Raw genomic sequence first — 23943 nt, forward strand, 5'->3', positions numbered from 1 at the left:
GTTCCTTCACTGGCTCCGCTTCAACTGGCCGTCGGGTACCCGCCAGATCAGTTCGTCCACCGCGTAACCGCGGCTGCGAGCTTCTTCCAGCAGACGTTCGCGGGTCTGCTGCGAAACCTGCGGGGTACGCGACAGCAGCCACAGGTATTCACGGTTCGGATTGCCCACCAGCGCGGTACGGTAGTCGTCGTCCACCGCCAGCACCCAATAGTCGCCGCGCGCCACGTTGGGGAAGAGATTGGCGAACCAGTTGTCGAAGCGCACCCACAACTTGTCGGTGCGACCCGGCTGCTGGGCGACCGCCCGCCCCGCCACCTGCTCCCAGTCGCCATCCAGGGTCAGGCAGCGATTGATCACCTGGATGCTCTGGTCTTCCTGCAAGCGGTAATGCGCCTCCGATTGCGCGCAGTTGCGCTGGAAGAACATCGGCAAGCGCGCCAGTTCGTACCAGGTGCCCTGGTAGCGCTGGAGGTCGACCTGCTCGGTGGCCGGCGGATTCTTCGGCGAGCCCGCGCAACCGACCAGCAGCAAGCCCAGCCACAGGGTGCAGAGCACCCGGATCGGCAGACCGATCACTTGAGCCCCTGGCCGGAGAAGAGCAGCGCCTTGTCGGCCGCGTACTGCACGCTGATGAAAGCCTTCTCGTCGCCCCAGGTGCAACTGGACATGCCCAGCGCGCCGGAGCACTCGGTGGGCTTGCCGAGGATCGCCTCGACCTCGGCCTTGCTCATGCCGGCCTTGAGCTTGGAATAGTTTTCCTGGTTGATCTTGCTGCAGGCGGCCAGGACGACGCAGAAAGCGACCACGGCCAGGGTACGGAACGACGCCATGAGGAACTCCTTGTTCGGGGGAAGCGCTGCCCTACAGCTTGGCACACGCGGGGGAAATCCGGAGCCTTGGAGTCAGAAACGCGAACCGGGTTCCCTGAGGAACGCCGTCTCCTCCTCGCTGGAGGGGCGGCCGAGAATGGCGTTGCGATGGGGAAAGCGACCGAAGCGGGCGACTACCGCATGATGCCGCTCGGCATAGTCGTAGAAATCGTCGAAGGGCTTGCGCACGCTGCCACCGACCTGATCGCGCAGGTCGCGGAAGCAGGCTACCGCCCGCTCCTGGCTGGGCAGGTCCTCGGCGTGCTCCAGGACCAGGTAGGCGAACACCCGGCGCACCGGCGGCAACTGGCGGTCGAAGCCTTTTTCCAGGCCCTCGCGCACCACCCGTTGCGCCCGGGCGTCGCCGGCGTAGGCGCGCGGCGTGTCGCGGTAGATCATCCGCGGCAACTGGTCGAGCAACAGGATCAGCGCCAGCCAGCCATCGGCCTCGGCCGTCCACTCCTGCAAGCCGCCGTCCAGCGCCTGGTTCACCAGGTCGCCGAAACGGCCGCCGGCATCGGCGTCCTGGCAGACGTTCTTGCCGAACCACAGGCCGTTGCGCTGGGCAACCACCTCGGCGGCATCGCTGGAGGTGCCGAACCACCAGTCGAGCAAGGTCTCCCAGGGCGCGCTCATCGGCCTACTCCGCGTGGTAGCCGGTGATGCGCTCGACTTCCTGCTTCGAGCCGAGGAACACCGCGACACGCTGGTGCAGGTTCTCCGGCTTGATGTCGAGGATGCGCTGGGTGCCGTTGGTGGCGGCGCCGCCGGCCTGCTCGATGATGAACGACATCGGGTTGGCTTCGTACATCAGGCGCAGCTTGCCGGGCTTCTCCGGCTCGCGGGCGTCGCGCGGGTACATGAAGACGCCGCCACGGGTCAGGATGCGGTGGACGTCGGCGACCATCGAGGCGATCCAGCGCATGTTGTAGTTCTTGCCCAGCGGGCCTTCCTTGCCGGCCAGCAGTTCTTCCACGTAGCGTTTCACCGGCGCTTCCCAGTGGCGCTGGTTGGACATGTTGATGGCGAACTCGGCGGTGCTTTCCGGCACGCTGATGTTGTCGTGGGTGAGGACGAAGCTGCCCAGCTCGCGATCCAGGGTGAAGCCCTTGACGCCATTGCCGAGGGTCAGCATCAGCATGGTCTGCGGGCCGTAGATGGCGTAGCCGGCGGCGACCTGGGTGGTGCCCGGCTGGAGGAAGGCTTCCTCGCGCAGGGTATCGTTCTGGTTCAGGTACTCGTTGGGGCAGCGCAGCACCGAGAAGATGGTGCCGACCGAGACGTTGACGTCGATGTTGCTGGAGCCGTCCAGCGGGTCGAAGACCAACAGGTAGGCGCCTTTCGGATAGCGCCCCGGAATCTGGTAGGGGTGGTCCATCTCCTCGGAGGCCATGCCGGCCAGGTTGCCGGCCCATTCGTTGGCTTCCAGCAGGATCTCGTTGGACATCACGTCCAGCTTCTTCTGCACCTCGCCCTGCACGTTCTCGGTGCCCATGCTGCCGAGCACGCCGCCCAGCGCGCCCTTGGACACCGCATGGCTGATTTCCTTGCAGGCACGCGCCACGACCTCGATGAGGAAGCGCAGGTCGGCCGGGGTGTTGTGGCTGCGGGTCTGCTCGATCAGATAGCGGCTCAGGGTAACGCGGGACATGGATGGCTCCGGAGAGAGGAAAAAACCCGCGCAGTTTAACGCGGAATTGGCGGTCACGCTTGACTCCGCGCAACCGCCGGTTGGAGATCGGCGGCGGTGGCGCGGTTCATTTCCGCGGCGCGCAGCCGATCGACGGTCGTCAGCCGCGTCCCATCTCGCCGTTCAGGCTGGCCTGGACGATTTCCACCCAGTAGCCGTCGGGATCGCTGATGAAGGCCACGTTCTTCATGCCTCGGTCCAGCGGCTTGACGAAGTTCACCCCGAGCGTCTCGAAACGCTCGCAGGCCGCCACCAGGTCGGGCACCGAGAAGCAGATGTGGCCGAACCCGCGCGGGTCCTGGTTGCCGTTGTGGTACTGGCTGTCGTCGCTCTCGCTGCCCCAGTTGTGGGTCAGCTCGAGGACCGACTGGCGTCCGAAGGTATATCGCTGGCGCTCGTCAACCGCATCAGGCACTTCTTCGCCACGGGTCATGGCGAGGAAATACAGGGAGAAGCGGCCTTCCTCGAAATCCAGGCGACGCAGCAGGCGCATGCCGAGCACCCGCGAGTAGAAGTCGAGCGAGCGCTTCGGATCCTTGACCCGCAACATGGTGTGGTTGAACACGTATTCCTGGGTGATGGCGTCCGGCTCCATGCAGATGCCGGGCTGTACTTCGGTGTTGAAACTCATCGGGCGATTCCCTCGAACGAAACGGATCGGCAGTGTATGGCGGTCGACCGGGCGGCGAGTAACAGCGGGGTACTACTCTCTTGATGCCGGCGCGCGCCGATCGTTCCGTCGACGGGAAACGCGACCGGCGCCGACCGGGCGCCGGCCGCCGTTTCAGAAGTCCAGGCTCAGCGCCAGGCTGACGCTCTGCTGGGTATCGTCCTCGCCCTTGCGCCAGTTGTAGCCGCCGCGCAGCGACAGCTCCGGCGCCAGCTTCTGGCTGAAGCCGAGTGAGACGCGGTTGAGATGGTCCTGCGGGGTGTAGCCTTCGAGGGTGAAGCGATTGCCCGGCAGGCTGTTGAGGGACATGGTCAGGTCCTGGGTGTCGTCCTCGTACTCACGTTCGTGGGCGTACTCGGCGAACAGCTGGGTATCGCTGCCGAACGCGTACTTGCCTTGCAGGCCGGCGCCCAGGCGCTTCGAGCTGCGCTTCTGGTCGTCGTAGTCGAGCGCGGTGGCGCTGGCGCCCTTCTCGGAATAGCCGTCGACCTCGACCCGTGCATAGTCGGCGCTGACGAACGGCGACAGGTGCCAGGGACTGTCGGCCTGCTGGGCGATGTCGTAGCCCAGGCGCGCGCTGAACGCCCACAGGTGGCCGTTGGTGTCGCCTTTCTCGCTGCGCTCGCCGCCGCCCAGGGCGAACTTGCGCTTCAGGTCGTCGTAGTCGAGGTAGCCGCCGGTCAACGCCGCGTCGGCCCACCAGCGGTTTTCCTGGTACTGCACGAAGGCGCTGGCCATGTAGCTGTTCATCCGGTAGTCGGAATCCTTGGCGCCGGCTTCCAGCTTCTGCCGGTAGAAACCGGCGGCGACCCCGGCGCGCCAGGCCTCGTCGATGCGGTAGCTGCCACCAAGGGTCAGGTTGTAGCCGTTGCCGTCGCCGCTGGCGGCGCTGTCCTGGGAGTCGAAGTCCAGGCGCTGGCCACCGCCGCCGACGAAGCCGCGCCACTGGCCGACGTTCTGCCAGTTCTCCCAGTCCGCCTGCCACTGGCTGCGCAGTTCGTCCTGGTAGGCACGCAGGGTGCCGTGGGCCATTTCCGGCAGCAGGGTCAGCTCCCAGGGCGCCGACAGCAGCGAATAGGTGTAGTCGGCGATCAGGCGCTGGCCGGTGATGGTCGGGTGCACGCTGTCGTTGAACAGCAGTTTGCTCGGGTCGGGCGTGCTGCCGTTGATCCCGTAGGTCGGGTTCATGGTACAGCCGTTGCCGCTGAAACAGGTGCCGATCAGGTTCTGGTCGGCGGCCAGGCCGAAGGAAGCCGGGTTGGCCATGCCTTCCTTGAGCAGCAGCGGGATGTTCAACGGAATGACGTTGGCGCCGGCCTGGCTCAACTGGGCGGTCAGCTCGGCGTTGAACGTGCCGCTGAGTTGGCTGGCGAAAGGCTGCAAGGGACCACCGAAGGTAGCCGGGGTCAGGCCCAGGTCGGGCAACAGCCAGACCACGATGTAGCGCGCGCCGGCCTGCTGCAGGGCCTGCACGCTATCCACCAGGCGACCGGCGGCCTGTTGTGCCTGGAGGTCGTTGAGGATGCGCCCCTGGAGGAAGTCGTTGCCGCCGCCGGTGATGTAGTACAACGCGTTCGGATCGGCACCCAGGCCCTGGCGGGCACGGTCCACCAGGTAGCCATCGCGGCTGCGCAGGAGGGTATTGTCGCGCTCGATCAGCGAGCCGTTGGCCGCGGTGATCGAGTCGTAGATCTGGTCGGTCCGGTAGCCGCCCACCGCCCAGTTGTTGCCGTCGGCGATGCCCTGCTGGGCGTTGACCGGCGAGGTCGAGGCAGCCAGGTCGCCCGGGGCGATGCCGAGCTGATTGCCGAGCAGCATGGGCGCGGTCGGTCCGAAGATCTCGCCGCTGCCGTTCTGGTAGGTCGGGCCGACCCGGTTGGTGAAACGCGAGGTGCTTCCGGCGGGGCCGGCAGGATCGGGGAACTGCCCGGCATCGCTGAGGCTGTCGCCGAACACCACCAGCGTCGAATAGGGCGAAGGAGCAGCCTGCGGGGCGGTGGACAGCGAAGCCAGCAGGCAGGCCGCTACCAGTGGCTTGAGCGCCATTCTGATCATTCTCTTACTCCGTGATTTGTTTTTATTGTCGGGCCGCCGCGTCGTCGGCATGCGCCCCGGGGCCCGTCGTAAAGCCTCCTCAGCCGAACAGCATAGCGCGGAACCGGCTCATGGCTTGTTCGGCGAGGAACGCAGCAGGCTCATTGCCATTATTACCAGCAGAGCGACCCCCAGCAGAAGTACCGCCCACAGGCCGATCTTCTTCCAGTCGCTACCCGGTGCCGGCGCCGCGGCCGCCATGGCCACCTCCAGCGGTTCGCCCAGGCTGGCGCTACCCAGGGTGGCGCGCTTGCTCTCGGTATAGCCGGGAATCAGTACGCCGAGCGGCAGCGCCGCCGACTGCGCGCCGGGCTTGCCGAACGCCAGCCGGTACGGCGGGCTGCCGCGCACCAGGAACACCAGTTCGCTGGCCGGCAAGCCGACACTCAGGGACGGGACCTCCGGGCCCAGGCCGGTACCTCGTTGGTCCACCTGCAGACGCAGCTCGCGCACCGCCCAGCCCGGCAGTTCCAGCTCGTTCTGCCGTACGTTGCGGCCGTCGATCGGCAGCCGGTAGAGAACCCCGCGTGCCAGGCTGCTCCAGGCGGCCTCCCGGCGCGGCGAAGCGTTCTCCGTACGATCACGGCCGGACAGTTCCACCGGGACGATGGTGTGGGTCAGCGCCTGCTCCAGGGACACCCGCACCCGCTGCAACGGCAACGCCAGCGGCAACTGCCAGCGGTACTCGCCGTCCCCCGCCTGGCGCCCGGCCAGCGGCTCGGACCAGATCATCGGCGCCGGCTCGGTGCTCCGCGTGCTGCCTTGCAGGCGGGCGCCTTGGAGGTCTGCCGCGGTTGCCCCGGCCGGCCAGGCCAGACGCAGGTAGCGGGCCTGGCGGCCGGGAAGCTTGACCTCGCTGACGTCGATGCGTTCGCCGTTGAAGGTCAAGCGGGCGATCTGTCCGTCACCCCAGGCCTGCCAATGCTCGAGGTCGTCGCTGGCTTCCACGGAGAAGCGCTGGAAGCCCTCCTCCGGGCTGCTCCAGTCCAGCCGCAGGCGCTCCAGGGGAAACGTCACCGCGCTCGCGTCGATCAGCCAGCCGCGCAAAGTCTCGGCAGCCGGCCCGGCGTTTTCCGGCAGCACCTCGACTATGGTGCCGCTGGTGTTGCGCTGCACCCGCAGGTTCGGTTGCGTCGCGTCGGCGGCGGACGTGCCTCGCAACGGGAACAGCCGCACCTCGGCCTCATGCGGCGTGCTGGCCTGGCGCTCGCTGCCGGCCACCAGGGCGTAGGGCAAGGCCTCGCCTTCGGCATCGAAGACCCGCAGGTCGCGCAGGTCGGCATGGGCAGCCGACAACTGCACGCTCATCGGGATGCTCAGGCGATACCAGGGACCTTCGCCCTGCAGCGACAGCGCCACCTGGCGGCTGAAACCTTCGGCAGACTCCTTCGCCGACAGCGGCAGGGACAGGCAGGCGCCCAGCAGGAGCAGGCCGGCGGTTCTGAACGAAAAGGAGCGCGTCATGGCTGCTCGGCCTCCGATGCGACCTCGGCGCGACGCGGAGGCAAGGGTGAGAAGTAGCCGACGACCAGCAACAGGACGCCGACCCCGATGAAGGAGATGATTCGCTCCAGGCTGCCACTGTTGCCCAGCTCGACGAAGAACAGCTTGACCACCACGACGCCGACCAGCGCCGCGCCGACCATCCACAGGTCGCGCCGGCCGAGACGGGTACCGGCGATGGTCAGGCCCAGCGCACAGAGCGTCCAGACCAGCGACAGCCCCGCCTGCACCAGCATCGACGCGGCCAGCGCCTCGGCCTGGAACGGTACGCCGGCCAGGTGGTGCGCGGCGCGGCACACCGCCAGGGTCAGCAGGGCGAACAGCGAGGCGCCGGCCAACGCCTGGCGCCCCAGGCGCGCGCTGGCATTGCCATCGACGAGCGAGGCCAGGCTGGCGTCGCTCCAGCGGTAGAGGGCGAACAGCACGATCAGCAGCCCCAGTTCCAGCGGGTTGGCCAGCGGCAGGTAAGGCAGCGGCTCGGCAGCGCCGTCGCTGAGCAGGTTGGCGCTCCAGAACCAGCCGAGCAGCAACAGCGCCACCGGCGCAGCGGCGAGCAGCCGATACTCCCGCGGGAAGTCGCGCAGCGGCCAGGGCAGGCTCCGCCCGCCAGCCACCAGCAGCAGGTAGGCGCTCGGGACCAACGCCCAGCCCAGCCAACGCCAGGCGTTGTACTGTTCGGCGAGCAGGGCGAACAGGTAGCGCAGCTCCAGCGCCAGCACCCCTAGCAACAGCCAGCAACCGAGCACATGGGCAACGCTCAGGGCCTTCGCCGGCAGCAACGGGGCAAGGCGTCGCAGCGACAGCAGGTGCGTGGCGAACAGCAGCGGCCAGGCCAGCCAGCCGAATTCGCCGAACGGCTGGTAATCGAAACGCCAGGCACTGGCCAGGGCCAACAGCGCCACCGGGACCAGCGCCAGGCACAGCAGGGCCAGTTCGCGCCAGCGCTCGCGCAGCGCCAGCAGCATCCACGACGCCACTGTCGCCGCGGCCACCAGCAGCAACGCATGCTCGCGCAGGCCATAAGGCACGAAGCGGACGGTTTCGCACAGCGCGGTCAGCGCCCACCAGCCGGCTCCCCAGAGCAGCAGCAAGTGCGACAGCTCGGCCAGGCCGAGGGTACCGATACCCAGCGCCCGCTCGCGCTCGCCGGCGCGGCGCAGCCGCCAGGCGCCGACCAGCGCCGCCAGGGCCAGCACTGCCGGCGTCCAGAACCCGGAATGGGCCAGGGGCCGCAGGCCTTCGCCGCTCAGCGAGCCGAACAGCGACGGCCCGGCGAGGAGGAACGCCAGGCCGCCCACTACCTGCAAGGCGAGGCCGAAGTAGAAGCTCAGGCGCTGGCGCAGCACCAGGCTCAGCCAGATGATCAGCAGCCCGCTACCGGCCCATACCGCGCTGGCGCTGCGCCAAGGCAGGACGAACAGCACTGCCAGGTTGACGAACGCCAGACCGGCCAGCAGCACCAGGCTCAAGCCCATGAGCAGCCGACTGTCGTCCTTCACCAGCGGGTCGCGCGCCGCCAGCAGCATGCCGCCGATCAGCGCCAGGCCAATCAGCGAGGCGGTCATCAAGCCACGCCAGCCCGAGTCGAATACCCCACCCTGGCCATCGCCGCCCTGCAAATGCAGGAGGAACAGCGCACCGCCCAGCAGTTGCACGGCGAAGGCGCAGAACAGGAAGGTACGCGAGCCCAGGCGCAAGCCGGCGAACAAGCTCGCCAGGCCGGCCACGGCCCAGGCGATGGCGGTGCTGTCGACGGCCAGGCAGAGCGGTGCGACCAGGTAGAGGAAGGCCAGGCCGGCGGCCGCCAGCAACGGCCGGCAGGCCGGCTCCCAGTCGGCCAGCGCTTTCGCCGGCGCGCGACGCAGCTGCCAGAAGCTGAACAGCGCCGCCGCACCGAGCATCAGCGCGCCCAGCGGCGAACCCTCCAGCAACGTCGTCTCACCCGGGCGCACGCCATTCAGGTAGGCCAACGCCGCACCGCCCTGCAACAGCAGGGCGAAGAGCCGCGCCAGGCGGCGTTGCTGGTGCAGGCCGAGCCAGTAGATGCCGGCGCCCTCGACGGCCCAGGCGGCCGAGGTCCAGCGCGCGTCCAGGCCGAGCGGAATGGCCAGGGTGCCGAAGACCACCCCCAGCGCCAGGCAGATTTCCACCAGCAGGCTGGTGCGTCCGGCCGAAGCATGGCCGCGCAGCACCCGCGCCAGGACCATGTAGAAGAGCCCCAGGGCCAGGGCGCTGAAGGCCATGCCGAAGTCGATGTGGCCGATCACCGCGCATTGCAGGCCGAACCCCACCAGTGGCGGGCCGAACAGCACGGTGGCGTCGATGTAGTCGGCCTGTCGCGCCGACCAGCGCAGCAGTTCGCCGCGCTCGGCAGGCGCCTGCGCGGCCTCCAGCAGCTTGCGGCGGGCGAAGAGCAGGCCGATCCCGACGTACATCAGGAAGAACAGGGCCAGGAACGGCTCGGTGCTGGCGAACAGCTCCGGTGTATAGGAGCGCAGTCCCCAGGCGAAGCCGATGCCGAAGGTGCCGACGAATCCGACCAGGTTGAGCGGCCGCCAGGCGCGGAACCAGGCGATGGCGAAGATGCCGGCGTTGAGCAGGGCGAAGTAGCTGAACAGCGCTACATGGTTGCCGCTGCCGGTGGAGGTCAGGATCGGCGCGGCGAAGCCGCCGAGCGCCGCCACCACCGCCAGGCCCATGGCGTTCTGCAGCACGGCGAGGATCGCCGAGCAGATCGTCACCACCACCAGCAGGGCCAGCGCCGCGCCGGGAGAGATCAGCGGATGCAGGCGCATGGCGGCGAAGATGGTCAGGTACAGCACCGCGATACCGGTGCCTTGCAGGATCAGGCCGTAGGCGGCGCGCCGCTCGCGCAACCACCAGCCGACGCCGAGCAGCGCCATCGCTACCAGCGCCACCCCGGCGTAGCGGTACTCCACCGGCACCGCCACCCGTTCCGAGGCATAGCGCAGGAGGAAGGCCAGGCCGATGAACAGCAGCACCACGCCGATGCGCAATACCGTGTTGCCGCCGAACAGCCAGCCCTTGGCCGCGGCGAAGCCACGCTCGACCAGCGAGGGTTCGCGTGGAGGCGCTGGAGGGGCGGCACGGCGCGGCGCTGGCTGGGCGTCAGGCTGGAACGCCGGCTGACGCTCGATGGGCTGGACGGGTTCGGGGGGACGAGGCGGAGGCGGCGCAGCCTCGACGGCCGGCAGCTCGATGTCCCAGTCCAGCGGCGGGGCAACCTCGGCGGGAGGAGCGGGAGACGTGTCTGCGAGCGGCTGGTCGATGCCGGCGGCCGGCTCGGGAACGCTTTCGGGAAGGTCCTGCGCCTGGCGCTCCACGCGCAGCAAGCGCTGGTGGATGACCTCGGTGCCGCGCTCGAAGCGTTCGGCGAATTCGCTCATCTGCTTGCGCAGGCGCTCGTTCTGTTGCGCCAGGTTCTGCAGCGAGACGGCCTGTCCCAGGGCCAGGCCGGAAAGGCCGCCGAGGAGGGCGCCGACCAGCGATTCCCCGGCGAAGCCGCCGAGGATCAGGCCCACCAGCATGAAAATCCATTGCATGCGTCGAATCCTTGATCAAGAGGTACCACGATCCACTGATACCTGCCCTGGCCATCCTGCCAGAGCGGAACCCGCGCCGGGAGTATACAGCCCGCATTCCAGAGATTCGACGCATTCCGACGCCCGCCCCGTGGCGAGCTACCTCTTCCTGGCGATGAACTGGACCACGCAGGCCGCGCCGGTGTGGAAACGGCCCTCGACCACCTCGCGCTCGATTTCCCGCGCCAGCAGCACTTCGCACTCCGGCAGCTCAGCCTCCAGCGCCGCGCGGCTCACCAGCATGTCGACGTCCGCCGGGCCGCCGGTGCCGCGGCCGAGCTGTTCCGGCCGATAGGCCTCCAGCAGGAAGAGACCGCCCGGTCGCAGCGAACGCTCCAGCAGGCGGTTGAGTCTGCCGCGCACGCGACTGGGCAGGTGCGCGAAGATCGACACCACCGCGCCGAACGCCGCTGCCGGCGGTTCGTAGTCCGCCAGGTCGACCACCAGGGTGTCGATCGACACGCCTTTCGCCTCGGCCAGCCGGCGCGCCTTGGCCAGGCCGACGGTGGAGCCGTCCACGCCAAGCACCTCCAGCCCCAGCGAAGCGAGGAACACCGCGTTGCGCCCCTCGCCCTCGGCGACGCTCAGCACCGGCCCGGCCAGCCGCTGCGCATGCTCCTTCAGGAAAGCGTTGGGTTCGGTTCCGTAGACATACTCTTCGGCGGCATAGCGTTCGTCCCACATGAGGTTCACCTCGTCTGTATTTCGTCACGGCCCAGGTGCCGAAACGCTAGTCTTCCACTTCAAGTCGACTTGAGGTCAAGGGCATGCGGCAACTGGACATAGGCGAGGTCGCGCGACGATCCGGGGTACCGGCCTCGACCCTGCGCTACTACGAGGAAAAGGGACTGATCGCCTCCAGCGGCCGGCACGGCCTGCGCCGGCTGTTCGATGCAGGCGTGCTGGAGCGGCTGGCGCTGATCGGGCTGGGCCGCGCCGCCGGGTTGTCGCTGGACGAGATTGCCGGCATGGGCGCAGCCGACGGCGCGCTGCGGATCGACCGCGCGGCGGCCTGCGGCATGCCGCGGCCTGTCCGGCGCGCGAGCACATGGACTGCCCGACGTTCCGCCGCTTGCTGCGGGCCGCTGCCGCGGGGGCCATCAAGCCACGCCGGAAAGCGCCCGGCGCATAGCAAAACGGCCGGCAGGCCGGGCACCCCTGCCCTGCCTGCCGGCCGCGAGGCACGCCGTTGCGGCGCGCCGGTACGGCAACGGTTTAGACCTTGCTGCGCTCGTAGCGCTTGCGGTCGTTCTCGTTGAGCATCTTCTTGCGCAGGCGGATCGACTTCGGCGTCACTTCCACCAGCTCGTCGTCGGCGATGAACTCCAGCGCCTGCTCGAGGGTGAAGCGGATCGGCGGAACCAGGGCGATGACTTCGTCCTTGCCGGAAGCGCGCATGTTGTCGAGCTTCTTGCCCTTGGTCGGGTTGATCACCAGGTCGTTGTCACGGCTGTTGATGCCGGCCAACTGGCCTTCGTAGATTTCGTCGCCCGGGCCGAGGAACAGCTTGCCGCGGCTCTGCAGGGTCTCCAGCGAGTAGGTCAGGGCGGTGCCGGTGGCCATGGAGACCAGTACGCCGTTCTGGCGGTTGCTGACTTCGCCGGCCTTGATCGGACCGTAGTGGCTGAAGGTCGAGGTCAGGATGCCGGTGCCCGAAGTCAGGGTCAGGAAGTTGTTGCGGAAGCCGATCAGGCCGCGCGCCGGAATGGTGTACTCCAGGCGCACGCGGCCCTTGCCGTCGGGAATCATGTTGCTCAGGTCGCCCTTGCGCAGGCCCATCTGCTCCATCACCGAGCCCTGGTGCTGCTCCTCGATGTCGATGGTGACGTTCTCGTAGGGCTCCTGCTTCTCGCCGTCCTTCTCGATGATCACCACTTCCGGGCGGCCCACGGCCAGCTCGAAGCCTTCGCGGCGCATGGTCTCGATCAGTACCGACAGGTGCAGTTCGCCACGGCCGGAAACCTTGAACTTCTCCGGGCTGTCGCCCGGCTCGACGCGCAGCGCCACGTTATGCAGCAGTTCCTTCTCCAGGCGCTCCTTGATGTTGCGGCTGGTGACGAACTTGCCTTCGCGGCCGGCGAACGGCGAATCGTTGACCTGGAAGGTCATGCTCACGGTCGGCTGGTCGACGGTCAGCGGCGGCAGCGCCTCGACGTTCTGCGGGTCGCACAGGGTATCGGAGATGAACAGCTCCTCCATGCCGCTGACGCAGACGATGTCGCCGGCTTCCGCCTCGGCCACCTCGACGCGCTGCAGGCCGTGGTGGCCCATGATCTTCAGGATGCGGCCGTTGCGCTTGCTGCCGTCGTCGCTGATGGCCACCACCGGGGTGTTGGACTTGACCTTGCCGCGGGTGATGCGGCCGATACCGATCACGCCGAGGAAGCTGTTGTAGTCCAGCTGCGAGATCTGCATCTGGAACGGACCCTCGGTGTCCACCACCGGGGCCGGGACGTGGTCGATGATCGCCTGGAACAGCGCGTCCATGTTGTCGTCCATCTTCTCGTGGTCGAGGCCGGCGATGCCGTTCAGGGCGCTGGCGTAGACGATCGGGAAGTCGAGTTGCTCGTCGGTGGCGCCGAGGTTGTCGAACAGGTCGAAGATCTGGTCGATGACCCAGTCCGGACGCGCGCCCGGGCGGTCGATCTTGTTCACCACCACGATCGGACGCAGGCCGGCCTTGAAGGCCTTCTGGGTCACGAAGCGGGTCTGCGGCATGGGGCCGTCCTGGGCGTCGACCACCAGCAGCACGGAGTCGACCATCGACATCACGCGCTCCACCTCGCCGCCGAAGTCGGCGTGACCGGGGGTGTCGACGATGTTGATGTTGTAGCCGTTCCACTTGATCGCGGTGTTCTTCGCCAGGATGGTGATGCCACGCTCTTTTTCCTGGTCGTTGGAGTCCATCACCCGCTCGCTTTCCGCTTCTTTGCGGTCGAGGGTGCCGGACAGCTTCAGCAGCTTGTCCACCAGGGTGGTCTTGCCATGGTCGACGTGGGCGATGATGGCGATGTTGCGCAGATTTTCGATCACAAGTCTTGTCTCGTTTAACGCCCGAAGCGCGGCTTCGCGGCGGTGGTGGGGTCGGACAGGGCGGCGCCCGACACGACAGGCTTCTTCAATTAAGGGGCGGGCAGCAGGCGGACGCTGCCCCGGTCCGGCCGGCACGCCGAAGGGCGGGCATCGGCCTAGGCGGCGGACGTGTCGGGAGGACGGTGGCGGATGCTGCCGCCGAACAAGCCCGGCTGCTTAAGCCGGACGATAAACACGCACATTGGTGTGCCCCTCGTTGAGCAGGTGATGGGCATGCAGGCGGCTCATCACCCCTTTGTCGCAATACAGGAGGTACTGGCGGTTGGCGTCCAGTTCCTTGAAGCGGCTGTTGATCGCGTAGAACGGCAGCGCCTGGACTTCGACGCCTTCCAGGGCCAGGGGTTCGTCTTCCTGGGCATCAGGATGGCGGATATCGATGACAATCTGACCGGGCAGCACCTCGCCGACCTCTTCCACCTGCAGGTCCTGGCCGAGTTCGTCGATCACCCGGTCGACGGTGCGCTGGGTGGCTCGCTCCAGGGCGCGCTCGAGCACCGCCATGTCGAATTTCGACTCTTCGTGCTCGACGCGGTAGGGCTTGGCCTGGGTGGTCGGGTTCACCGAGATCACCCCGCAGTATTCCGGCATGTGCCGGGCGAACTCGGCGGTGCCGATCTGCCGGGCGGTGTCGATGATGTCCTGCTTGTGGCTGACGATCAGCGGGCGCAGCACCAGGGTGTCGGTAACCCGGTCGATCACCGAGAGGTTCGGCAGGGTCTGGCTGGACACCTGGGAGATCGCCTCGCCGGTCACCAGCGCGTCCAGCTCCAGGCGCTCGGCCACGCGGCTGGCGGCGCGCAGCATCATGCGCTTGAGGGTCACGCCCATATAGCTGTCGTCGACCTTGGTGAGGATCTCGCCGACCACTTCCTCGAACGGCACGCTGACGAACAGCACGCGCTGCGAGCGGCCGTACTTCTCCCACAGGTAGTGGGCGACTTCCATCACCCCCAGTTCGTGGGCGCGCCCGCCGAGGTTGAAGAACACGAAGTGGCTGATCATCCCGCGGCGCATCATCTGGTAGGCCGCCACGGTCGAGTCGAAGCCGCCGGACATCAGCACCAGCACCTGCTCCAGCGCGCCCAGCGGATAGCCGCCCAGGCCCGGATGCTGGCGATGGATGACGAACAGGCGGTCGAGGCGGATTTCCATCCGCACCTCGACTTCCGGCTGCTTCAGGTCGATCCCGGCAGCCCCGCATTCGCGGCGCAGGCCGCTGCCGACGTAACGCTCCACCTCCATCGAGGTGAACGCGTGCTTGCCGGCGCGCTTGCAGCGCACGGCGAAGGTCTTGCCGGCCAACTGGTCGCCGAAATGCGCCTTGCACTTGGCGAGGATGTCGTCGAAATCGCCCAGCGGATACTCGTGGACCTCGAGGAAATGACCGATGCCCGGGGTGCAGGTCAGGCGCTCGATCATCTCGCGCCTGGCCTTGGCGTCGACCACGGCGGTCTCTACCTCCAGGTTGTCCCACTCGCCCTCGACCTTCAGCTCCGGGTCCAGGTCGCGCAGCACCGCGCGGATGTTCTTCGCCAACTGCCGGATGAAGCGCTTGCGCACCGGCCGGCTCTTGATGGTGATTTCCTGGAAGGTCTTGACGATGAGTTTCATGCGAGGGACGCGAACGCGCGGGGCGACGGAAAAAAAGGGGCGGAATTATATCTGAAATTGCTCACGTATTGAGCAGAAATATGCACAGTTATTTTTGCTGCACCAAAATGGAATGATGCACCAACATGGAGCACCATAACGGTGCACCCGAAGGCCGCCCAGCTACCCTGAAGAAGACCTGGCCCCGCCAAACATGGGGCCCTGCCCGATTCCGGGCACTGGCACGCAACTTGCTCACTTGTGAGGCAGGTTGCCCTGGCGGAGTATTCCGGCCGGCATCACCCGATACTGGGGCACAGAAAAAGCTCCCAGCTCTAATCCCTCCTGGAGGACAGCATGTCGTACAAGTCGCACCAACTGATCAAAGACCATGACGTGAAGTGGGTAGACCTGCGCTTCACCGATACCAAGGGCAAGCAGCAACACGTCACCATGCCGGCTCGCGACGCGCTGGACGATGAGTTCTTCGAAGCCGGCAAGATGTTCGACGGCTCCTCCATCGCCGGCTGGAAAGGCATCGAAGCCTCCGACATGATCCTGATGCCGGACGACAGCACCGCCGTCCTCGATCCGTTCACCGAAGAGCCGACCCTGATCCTGGTCTGCGACATCATCGAGCCGAGCACCATGCAAGGCTACGAGCGCGACCCGCGCAACATCGCCAAGCGCGCCGAGGAGTACCTGAAGTCCACCGGCATCGGCGACACCGTGTTCGTCGGCCCGGAGCCGGAGTTCTTCATCTTCGACGAAGTGAAGTTCAAGTCCGACATCTCCGGCTCGATGTTCAAGATCTTCTCCGAGCAGGCTTCCTGGAACACCGACGCCGACATCGAGTCCGGCAACAAGGGCCATCGCCCGGGCGTGAAGGGCGGCTACTTCCCGGTACCGCCGGTCGACCACGACCATGAAATCCGCACCGCCATGTGCAACGCCCTGGAAGAAATGGGCCTGGTGGTCGAAGTCCACCACCACGAAGTGGCAACCGCCGGCCAGAACGAGATCGGCGTGAAGTTCAACACCCTGGTCGCCAAGGCCGACGAAGTGCAGACCCTGAAGTACTGCGTGCACAACGTCGCCGACGCCTACGGCAAGACCGTGACCTTCATGCCGAAGCCGCTGTACGGCGACAACGGTTCGGGCATGCACGTGCACATGTCGATCTCCAAGGACGGCAAGAACACCTTCGCCGGCGAAGGCTATGCCGGCCTGTCCGAGACCGCCCTGTACTTCATCGGCGGCATCATCAAGCACGGCAAGGCCCTGAACGGCTTCACCAACCCCTCGACCAACTCCTACAAGCGCCTGGTCCCGGGCTTCGAAGCTCCGGTGATGCTGGCCTACTCGGCGCGCAACCGTTCCGCCTCGATCCGTATCCCCTACGTATCCAGCCCGAAGGCCCGCCGTATCGAAGCGCGCTTCCCGGACCCGGCAGCCAACCCCTACCTGGCCTTCGCCGCGCTGCTGATGGCCGGCCTGGACGGCATCCAGAACAAGATCCACCCCGGCGATGCCGCCGACAAGAACCTGTACGACCTGCCGCCGGAAGAGGCGAAGGAAATCCCGCAGGTTTGCGGCAGCCTGAAAGAGGCGCTGGAAGAACTCGACAAGGGCCGCGCGTTCCTGACCAAGGGCGGCGTGTTCACCGACGAGTTCATCGATGCCTACATCGAGCTGAAGAGCGAAGAAGAGATCAAGGTGCGCACCTTCGTGCACCCGCTGGAATACGACCTGTACTACAGCGTCTGATCCACCCTTTCCTATAACAACGAGTCACCCTCTTGAGGCCTCCTTCGGGAGGCCTTTTTTATGGGCCGGCCCATGGAGAAACGCAAAGTTCGCCGCGCCGTTCGGTTAGACTTGCCGCGCTCCCCGCCCCAAGGATAAGGACCGTCCATGCGTCACTCTCTCTGGCTCCTGCTTGCCGCCATCCTCAGCCTGCCCGCCCAGGCCGGCACCGAATGCCGCGATATCCACGACCGCGACCTGCGGCGCATGTGCAACGCACTGGAACGCGGCGACAGCGGGGATTGCGGCGACATCGACAGCCGCGACATGCGGCGTTACTGCGGCGCGCTGCTGGCGCCGGGACAGCGCTACGACTGCGACGACATCCGCGACGGCGACACGCGCCGCCAGTGCCGCGCCATCGTCCGCGGCGACCGCAAGCGCTGCGACGACATCGACAGCCGCGACATGCGCCGCCAGTGCCGGGCCGTGGTATCGCGTGCGCCGTGGCAGTGCGACGGCATCGACGACCGCGACATGCGCCGCATCTGCCGGGTCATCCTGTCGCGCTAGATGCCGCCGTCCGCCGGCGTGCCCTGCTCGTCCGGTTCCGCGGATTTCGCCTTGGGCGCCCGGCTCAACTGTACGTTGAGACGCGGCATGGACAGTTCAAGGCCGGCCTGGTCGAGGCGCCGACGCAGGCGCAGGTTGAACGCCCGCTGGACCTCCCACTGCTTGATCGGCGCGGTCTTGAAGCGGAAGCGCAGGATCGCCTGGCCGTTGTCGAAACTCTCCACGCCCTGCAATTCCATCGGCGACCACAGGTTGCGGTAGACCGCCGGGTCGCTGCGCAGCTCCATCGCGACCTCGCGCACCAGCGCCACCGCGTCGTCGATCGGCATGCTCGCCGGCACCGGCCAGCGGAACATCGCGTAGCCGAACTGGCGCGAGTAGTTCTTGATGCTCTTGATCTCGCTGAACGGGATGGTATGCACCACGCCGTCCAGGTCGCGCAGGCGCACGGTACGGATAGTCAGGCCCTCGACCGTGCCAAGGTGGCCGCCGACGTCGACGTAGTCGTCGATCGACAGCGAGTCCTCGATGATGATGAACAGGCCGGTGATCAGGTCCGCCACCAGCGACTGCGCACCGAAGCCGATGGCCAGGCCGATCACGCCGGCACCGGCCAGCAGCGGGGTGACGTTCATGCCCATGTTGGCCAGGGCGACGATCAGGGCGATCACCGCGATGGTGGCGAACAGCACGTTGCGGATCAGCGGCAGCATGGTCAGCGCGCGGGTGTTCGGCCGGCTCTTGCCGCCCAGGCCGAGGCTGTGCTGGATCGCGGTATCGGTGAGGATCCAGATCAGCCAGGCGACCAGCAGGGTGGTGCCGAAGCTGACTACCTTCATGCTGATCTGCTCGCCCTCGCCTTCCGCATAGCGAATCAGCGACATGCCCCAGACGCGCAAGGCGACCTCGATGAAGAACAGCACCACGAAGATGTGCAGCAGGGTGTAGCCGAAGCTCTGCAACTGCTCGATGTACGGCGCGCTGCGGCGCGGGCCGGCGCCGACCCGACTGGAACGGCGGCGGATCAGCCCGATCACGGTCATCGCCACCACCGCCAGCACCGCGCAGACCAGCGCCCGGCGCAACGCCGAACTGCTGTCGCCGGCGGAAACGAAGGTGGCGAACAGGGAAATCCCCACCAGCACCAGCACCGGCACGAACCACAGCGAGCCGACCAGTTGCACCAGGTCGTGCAGGCTACGGCGCTTGAGGCGGCGCTCCAGCGGCTGGTTGCGGATCAGGTGGGCGATCGGCCGGCGGAAACGCATCACGAACAAGGCGGTGAACAGCGCGGCGCTGGCGTTGGCCAGGGTACTCAGGCAGATCGAGGTGTGCTCGCCGAGGCCGGCGATCAGCCGCGGATCGTGGGCGACCTCGCCCAGCGCGGCGAGGCTGCCGATCAGCCACAACGGGCGGAACGCCTGGCGCCGCAGGATATCCAGGGCGCGCTGGCGGTGCGGGCCGCTGAGCAGCGAGAGGGAAATCACGCACAGCGCGGAGAACAGCGTGCCGCAGACCAGCACATAGGCCATGACCATCGCCAGGGTCTTGCTCAGGGAGTCCGGCAGCACCACCGACAGGTACAGGGTGATGAGGAAGGCCACCAGCCAGGGGCCCAGCTTGCGCAGGGAAAACAGCAGCAGGTCGCGGGTCTTCGGATGCTGCGGCAACTCCGCCGACAGGCCGAAGCGCTCGCGCATGCGCCGGCTGAGCCAGAGCAGCGCGCTGGCCAGGCAGGCCCAGAGGAGGATCACCACCGAAAAATCGAAGACCATCGCCGGCAGGTCGCGCCAGCTGGGAAAGCGCTCCTCGAGTTCGGCACGCGCCAGCTGGAACTGGTTGCCCCATAACGCAACCGGGCTGTTCGCGCCCTGGAACTGCTTTTCCAGGCTGGTCAGGGTATCGCCGATCAGCCCCAGCACCCCACCCTCGCTTTCCTTGCCTTTCTTGGTCACGTCGCGCAGCTGTTTCAGCTTTTTCAGCAGGTCGGCGCGCTGCCTGTCGTTCTCCAGGGTCTGGATGACCTGGTTCAGCGATTGTTCCAACTGCGCATCGCTGACCTTCTCGCCACCGGAGGAACTCCCCGCCAACGGGTTCGGCAGCGCCGCGGCGCCCGGCGGCGAGTAGAACAGAGCGGCGCAGAGGCACAGCAGCAGGGCCGCCAGGACGCGGGAGCGAAGGGTGAAGCGGGCGATGATCGGCACGAGAAAGGCAGTCCCCAAGGTGAGAAACCGAAACAGCCGCATCATACAAGCCGGACACCCGCCGTTTCGAACGGGGCCGCCGGCCGGCGGCGCAAGCACAGACACTCTGGCGCAACGAGGGTTCGCCCCGCCAGTGCCGGCTGAGACGAACGCAGCCGCGCGGCGGGGCACAGCGACCGCCAACGTGCCCCAGCGCACACCTTCGAATACCCGCATGCCGCACAATGCACGGCTTGCCAGCGCGCCGATGCGGTGCAACGCTTGGCAGGTTCACCCGGAGACCGTCCATGCGCCTGATCACCAGCTGCCTGCTCCTGGCCGCCGCCCTGCCGGCCATGGCGCAGATCTACCAATACACCGACGCCAACGGCAACAAGGTATTCACCAACCAGCCGCCAGACGGGGTGCAGGCGCAGACCGTCGAACTGCAGCCGACCAATACCGTAGGAATCGACACGCCGGAAAAGTCCTCCGCGGGCAATGCCCCGGCCGCCGATAGCGAGGCCGCCGCCTACGAGATCCTTGCCCTCAGCGACCTCCCCACGGAAGAGGCGCTGCGCGCCAACAACGGCACCTTCAACGTCAGCGTCAGCATCCGCCCGGCCCTGCACAGCGGCCACCAGTTGCAACTGGTGCTGGACGGCAAACCCTACGGCACGCCCAGCAGCGGCACCCGCTTCACCCTGCACGAGATCGACCGCGGCGACCACAGCCTCGCGGTACAGGTACTCAACGGCGAACGGGTGCTGCAATCCAGCCCGCCGGTGACCTTCACCGTGCAGCGCGTGCACCTCGGGAAGAAGCGATGATCCCGCGCATTCTCGGCGCCCTCCTGCTGTGCCTGGCCTGCGCCGCGCAAGCGGGGGTCTACACCTACATCGACGCCGAGGGCAACCGCGTCTACACCGACCAGCCGCCCAGCGGGCGCAAGGCCCAACGCGTCGAACTGGCGCCGGGCAACAGCGTGGCGCCGCCGGGCATACGCTATCGTCCGCCCGCCGCGCCGCTGGAGGTGAAGCCGCCGGCCTACCAGCTACTGCGCATCCTCTTCCCCGAACCGGACGCAACCCTGCGCGCCAACAGCGGCGACGTCATCGTCACCGTCACCAGCGAGCCGGCGCTGCTGCCCGGCCATCGCTATCGCCTGCTGCTCGACGGCAAGCCTGCCGGAGTGCCGGGACGCAGCCCGGTGTTCCCGTTGAAGAACCTCGATCGCGGCACCCACCAGGTCGCAGTGGAAATCATCGATGGCGACGGCATGACCGTCGAAAGCACCCCGAGCCAGCCCTTCCACCTGCATCGAGTGAGCATCGCCGGGCAACCCCTGCCGGAGGTCGATACGCCGCTGGTCAGCGCGATAGAGCCAAGCGAGCGCTAGCCGAACTTCCCCTGCCCACTCCACGGTGGGCGGGATTTTCCGGTTTATTTCCCGATTCTCCTGGCGAAAACGCCGCCGGCCACGCCAACGCACCAGATTGGTGCGATTACCCGCACCACTTTCTATACTGTCCCCATTTCGGGTCACCGCTCGTCGCCGAAAACCTTCCCGGCGCACCTCTAGCCAGCGCCTCGGCAGAAAAAACGCGCCTTTTCGGCGCCTGGTTTGCTTTTTGCATTTTCCTGCCCAACCTTGGAACAGCTGCCCGCCATGCCGACCGATACCCTGCACCGACTGCTGCTCGACAACCTGACCACCGCGGTGATCCTGCTCAACGGCGAATTGCGCCTGGAGTACATGAACCCGGCGGCGGAGATGCTCCTGGCCGTGAGCGGCCAGCGCAGCCACGGGCAATTCATCAGCGAGCTGTTCACCGAATCGCCGGAAGCCTTGAACTCGCTGCGCCAGGCGGTGGAACAGGCGCATCCGTTCACCAAGCGCGAAGCGACCCTGACCTCGATCACCGGCGTCAGCATCACGGTCGACTATGCGGTGACGCCCATCCTCAACCGCAACGAGACGCTGCTGCTGCTCGAGGTCCATCCGCGCGACCGGCTGATGCGGATCACCCGCGAAGAAGCGCAGTTGTCCAAGCAGGAGACCACCAAGCTGCTGGTGCGCGGGCTCGCCCACGAGATCAAGAACCCGCTCGGCGGCATCCGCGGCGCAGCGCAACTGCTATCCCGCGAGCTGCCGGAAGAGTCGCTGAAGGACTACACCAACGTCATCATCGAAGAAGCCGACCGGTTGCGGAACCTGGTGGACCGCATGCTCGGCTCGAACAAACTGCCGAACCTGGCGCCGACCAACATCCATGAGGTGCTGGAGCGGGTCAGCAGCCTGGTGGAAGCGGAGAGCCAGGGCAGCATCACCCTGGTCCGCGACTACGACCCGAGCATCCCCGACCTGCTGCTCGACCGCGAGCAAATGATCCAGGCCGTGCTCAACATGGTACGCAACGCCATGCAGGCGATCGCCGGGCAGAACGACCTGCGCCTCGGTCGCATCACCCTGCGCAGCCGTACCCTGCGCCAGTTCACCATCGGCCACACGCGTCACCGCCTGGTGTGCAAGGTGGAGATCATCGACAACGGCCCGGGCATCCCGGCCGAGCTCCAGGAAACCATCTTCTACCCCATGGTCAGCGGCCGTCCGGACGGTACCGGACTCGGCCTGGCCATCGCCCAGAACATCATCAGCCAGCACCAGGGGCTGATTGAATGCGAGAGCCACCCCGGCCATACCGTGTTCAGTCTGTTCCTGCCCCTGGAACAAGGAGTGCATTGACCATGAGCCGATCAGAGACCGTCTGGATCGTCGACGACGACCGCTCCATCCGCTGGGTACTGGAAAAAGCCCTGCAACAGGAAGGCATGACCACGGTGAGCTTCGACAGCGCCGACAGCGTGATCGGCCGCCTCGGCCGGCAGCAGCCGGACGTGATCATCTCCGATATCCGCATGCCCGGCGCCAGCGGCCTCGACCTGCTGGCGCAGATCCGCGAACTGCATCCGCGCCTGCCGGTGATCATCATGACCGCGCATTCCGACCTCGACAGCGCGGTGGCCTCCTACCAGGGCGGCGCCTTCGAATACCTGCCCAAGCCGTTCGACGTCGACGAGGCGGTCTCCCTGGTCAAGCGCGCCAACCAGCACGCCCAGGAGCAGCAGGGCCTGGAGCTGCCGGCGAACCAGGCGCGCACGCCGGAGATCATCGGCGAGGCGCCGGCGATGCAGGAGGTATTCCGCGCCATCGGCCGCCTCAGCCATTCCAACATCACCGTGCTGATCAACGGCGAATCGGGTACCGGCAAGGAGCTGGTCGCCCATGCCCTGCATCGCCACAGCCCGCGCGCAGCCTCGCCATTCATCGCGCTGAACATGGCGGCGATCCCCAAGGACCTGATGGAATCCGAGCTGTTCGGCCATGAGAAGGGCGCCTTCACCGGGGCCGCCGCCCAGCGCCGCGGACGCTTCGAGCAAGCCGATGGCGGCACCCTGTTCCTCGACGAGATCGGCGACATGCCGGCCGACACCCAGACCCGCCTGCTGCGCGTCCTGGCCGACGGCGAGTTCTACCGGGTCGGCGGGCACACGCCGGTGAAGGTCGACGTGCGGATCATCGCCGCCACCCACCAGAACCTGGAAAGCCTGGTGCGCGACGGCAAGTTCCGCGAGGACCTGTTCCATCGCCTGAACGTGATCCGCATCCACATCCCGCGGCTGGCCGACCGCCGCGAGGACATCCCGGCGCTGGCCCGGCACTTCCTCAGCCGCGCCGCCCAGGAGCTGGCGGTGGAACCCAAGCTGCTGAAGGCGGAAACCGAGGAGTACCTGAAGAACCTCGGCTGGCCGGGCAACGTCCGCCAACTGGAGAACACCTGTCGCTGGATCACCGTGATGGCCTCCGGCCGCGAGGTGCACATCGACGACCTGCCGCCGGAGCTGCTGACCCAGCCGCAGGACAGCGCGCCGGCGGCGAACTGGGAACAGGCCCTTCGCCAGTGGGCCGACCAGGCGCTGGGCCGCGGCCAGTCGAACCTGCTGGACAGCGCCGTGCCGGCCTTCGAACGGATCATGATAGAAACCGCCCTCAAGCACACCGCCGGCCGCCGCCGCGATGCCGCCGTGCTGCTCGGCTGGGGCCGCAATACCCTCACCCGCAAGATCAAGGAGCTGGGGATGAACGTCGATGGAGCCGACGACGAAGGCGACGACTGAAGCGCCACTGCTCCCATGAGCGACCCAACGGGGCCTTCGGGCCCCGTTTTTTAATGGTCCGTCGCGCGCCCGTGCCAAGCGAGACGCCGCCCCGGCCTCGGCAGAGCGCCCGCTCGGCACCGTCGATCAAACCGTGGCGTAGGGCGAATAA

18 protein-coding genes and 1 pseudogene are annotated in these 23943 nt (G+C 67.1%); 7 read left to right on the top strand and 12 right to left on the bottom strand.

Translation table 11 applies throughout. From position 1 onward, the window contains the following. Window positions 1-6: 6 nt before the first annotated feature. From AT700_RS26595 to AT700_RS26635, 9 genes are all read right to left on the bottom strand, one after another. The gene (locus AT700_RS26595; protein WP_003114468.1) at window positions 7-576 is read right to left on the bottom strand and encodes a lipocalin family protein; all 570 of its coding nucleotides are present in this window, start codon (window positions 574-576) and stop codon (window positions 7-9) included. Continuing rightward, a complete protein-coding gene (bamE, locus tag AT700_RS26600; RefSeq protein WP_003095983.1) occupies window positions 573-830 on the bottom strand; it encodes an outer membrane protein assembly factor BamE domain-containing protein in 258 nt (85 codons plus the stop codon). The genes AT700_RS26595 and bamE overlap by 4 nt, the downstream gene beginning before the upstream one ends. A 72-nt stretch (window positions 831-902) precedes the next feature. Next, window positions 903-1505 (bottom strand): DUF924 family protein, encoded by a 603-nt coding sequence (locus AT700_RS26605; protein ID WP_003101790.1) that lies wholly within the window; start codon window positions 1503-1505, stop codon window positions 903-905. Between the two features lie 4 nt (window positions 1506-1509). Beyond that, complete coding sequence (locus AT700_RS26610) at window positions 1510-2520, bottom strand: class 1 fructose-bisphosphatase (RefSeq protein WP_003095990.1); 1011 nt, start codon at window positions 2518-2520, stop codon at window positions 1510-1512. 139 nt (window positions 2521-2659) lie between these two features. Further along, on the bottom strand, window positions 2660-3190 hold the full coding sequence (gene gloA, locus AT700_RS26615) for a lactoylglutathione lyase (protein WP_003101793.1): 531 nt from the start codon (window positions 3188-3190) through the stop codon (window positions 2660-2662). A 153-nt stretch (window positions 3191-3343) separates the two neighbouring features. Continuing rightward, the gene (gene estA, locus AT700_RS26620) at window positions 3344-5284 is read right to left on the bottom strand and encodes an esterase EstA (RefSeq protein WP_003125758.1); all 1941 of its coding nucleotides are present in this window, start codon (window positions 5282-5284) and stop codon (window positions 3344-3346) included. Window positions 5285-5392: 108 nt separating this feature from the next. After that, the gene (locus AT700_RS26625) at window positions 5393-6787 is read right to left on the bottom strand and encodes a DUF3999 domain-containing protein (protein WP_003162193.1); all 1395 of its coding nucleotides are present in this window, start codon (window positions 6785-6787) and stop codon (window positions 5393-5395) included. Continuing rightward, a complete protein-coding gene (locus AT700_RS26630) occupies window positions 6784-10389 on the bottom strand; it encodes a DUF2339 domain-containing protein (protein ID WP_048521728.1) in 3606 nt (1201 codons plus the stop codon). Before AT700_RS26630 ends, AT700_RS26625 begins: the two co-directional genes overlap by 4 nt. 138 nt (window positions 10390-10527) lie before the next feature. Continuing rightward, window positions 10528-11112, bottom strand: coding sequence for an SAM-dependent methyltransferase (locus tag AT700_RS26635; protein ID WP_003114471.1), 585 nt, complete (start codon window positions 11110-11112; stop codon window positions 10528-10530). Window positions 11113-11195: 83 nt separating this feature from the next. Between AT700_RS26635 and AT700_RS26640 the strand changes: the two are divergent. Continuing rightward, window positions 11196-11560 (top strand): annotated as a pseudogene (locus AT700_RS26640) (MerR family transcriptional regulator). A gap of 83 nt (window positions 11561-11643) precedes the next feature. On the opposite strand, the gene typA reads toward AT700_RS26640, so the two are convergent. Both typA and thiI read right to left on the bottom strand, forming a co-directional pair. Beyond that, window positions 11644-13461: a translational GTPase TypA gene (typA, locus tag AT700_RS26645; protein WP_003096009.1), complete on the bottom strand. Its 1818-nt coding sequence runs from the start codon at window positions 13459-13461 to the stop codon at window positions 11644-11646. Window positions 13462-13677: 216 nt separating this feature from the next. After that, entirely contained in the window at window positions 13678-15132 is a 1455-nt protein-coding gene (gene thiI, locus AT700_RS26650; RefSeq protein WP_003096011.1) for a tRNA uracil 4-sulfurtransferase ThiI, read from the bottom strand. A 336-nt stretch (window positions 15133-15468) separates the two neighbouring features. On the opposite strand from thiI, the gene glnA reads away from it, so the two are divergent. Both glnA and AT700_RS26660 read left to right on the top strand, forming a co-directional pair. Then, window positions 15469-16878, top strand: a complete 1410-nt coding sequence (gene glnA / locus AT700_RS26655) for a glutamate--ammonia ligase (protein WP_003096016.1) — start codon at window positions 15469-15471, stop codon at window positions 16876-16878. 147 nt (window positions 16879-17025) lie between these two features. Beyond that, window positions 17026-17430, top strand: coding sequence for a hypothetical protein (locus AT700_RS26660; protein WP_003114473.1), 405 nt, complete (start codon window positions 17026-17028; stop codon window positions 17428-17430). Here the strand turns inward: AT700_RS26660 and AT700_RS26665 are convergent. Further along, window positions 17427-19634 carry a mechanosensitive ion channel family protein gene (locus AT700_RS26665; RefSeq protein WP_003111156.1) on the bottom strand — a complete coding sequence of 736 codons (2208 nt, stop codon included), beginning with the start codon at window positions 19632-19634 and terminating at the stop codon, window positions 17427-17429. The genes AT700_RS26660 and AT700_RS26665 overlap by 4 nt on opposite strands. Window positions 19635-19921: 287 nt before the next feature. Between AT700_RS26665 and AT700_RS26670 the strand changes: the two genes are divergently transcribed. The 4 genes from AT700_RS26670 to ntrC all read left to right on the top strand — a co-directional run bounded on the left by AT700_RS26670 (window position 19922) and on the right by ntrC (window position 23792). Then, a complete protein-coding gene (locus tag AT700_RS26670) occupies window positions 19922-20443 on the top strand; it encodes a DUF4124 domain-containing protein (RefSeq protein ID WP_003104660.1) in 522 nt (173 codons plus the stop codon). Beyond that, window positions 20440-21012, top strand: a complete 573-nt coding sequence (locus AT700_RS26675; protein ID WP_003114474.1) for a DUF4124 domain-containing protein — start codon at window positions 20440-20442, stop codon at window positions 21010-21012. The genes AT700_RS26670 and AT700_RS26675 overlap by 4 nt, the downstream gene beginning before the upstream one ends. A gap of 270 nt (window positions 21013-21282) precedes the next feature. Then, window positions 21283-22359 (top strand): two-component system sensor histidine kinase NtrB, encoded by a 1077-nt coding sequence (ntrB, locus tag AT700_RS26680; RefSeq protein ID WP_003096033.1) that lies wholly within the window; start codon window positions 21283-21285, stop codon window positions 22357-22359. Window positions 22360-22361: 2 nt separating this feature from the next. Beyond that, window positions 22362-23792, top strand: coding sequence for a two-component system response regulator NtrC (gene ntrC / locus AT700_RS26685; RefSeq protein WP_003104661.1), 1431 nt, complete (start codon window positions 22362-22364; stop codon window positions 23790-23792). The last annotated feature ends 151 nt before the right edge of the window (window positions 23793-23943 follow it).

The organism is Pseudomonas aeruginosa (assembly GCF_001457615.1).
Taxonomy (GTDB): domain Bacteria; phylum Pseudomonadota; class Gammaproteobacteria; order Pseudomonadales; family Pseudomonadaceae; genus Pseudomonas; species Pseudomonas aeruginosa.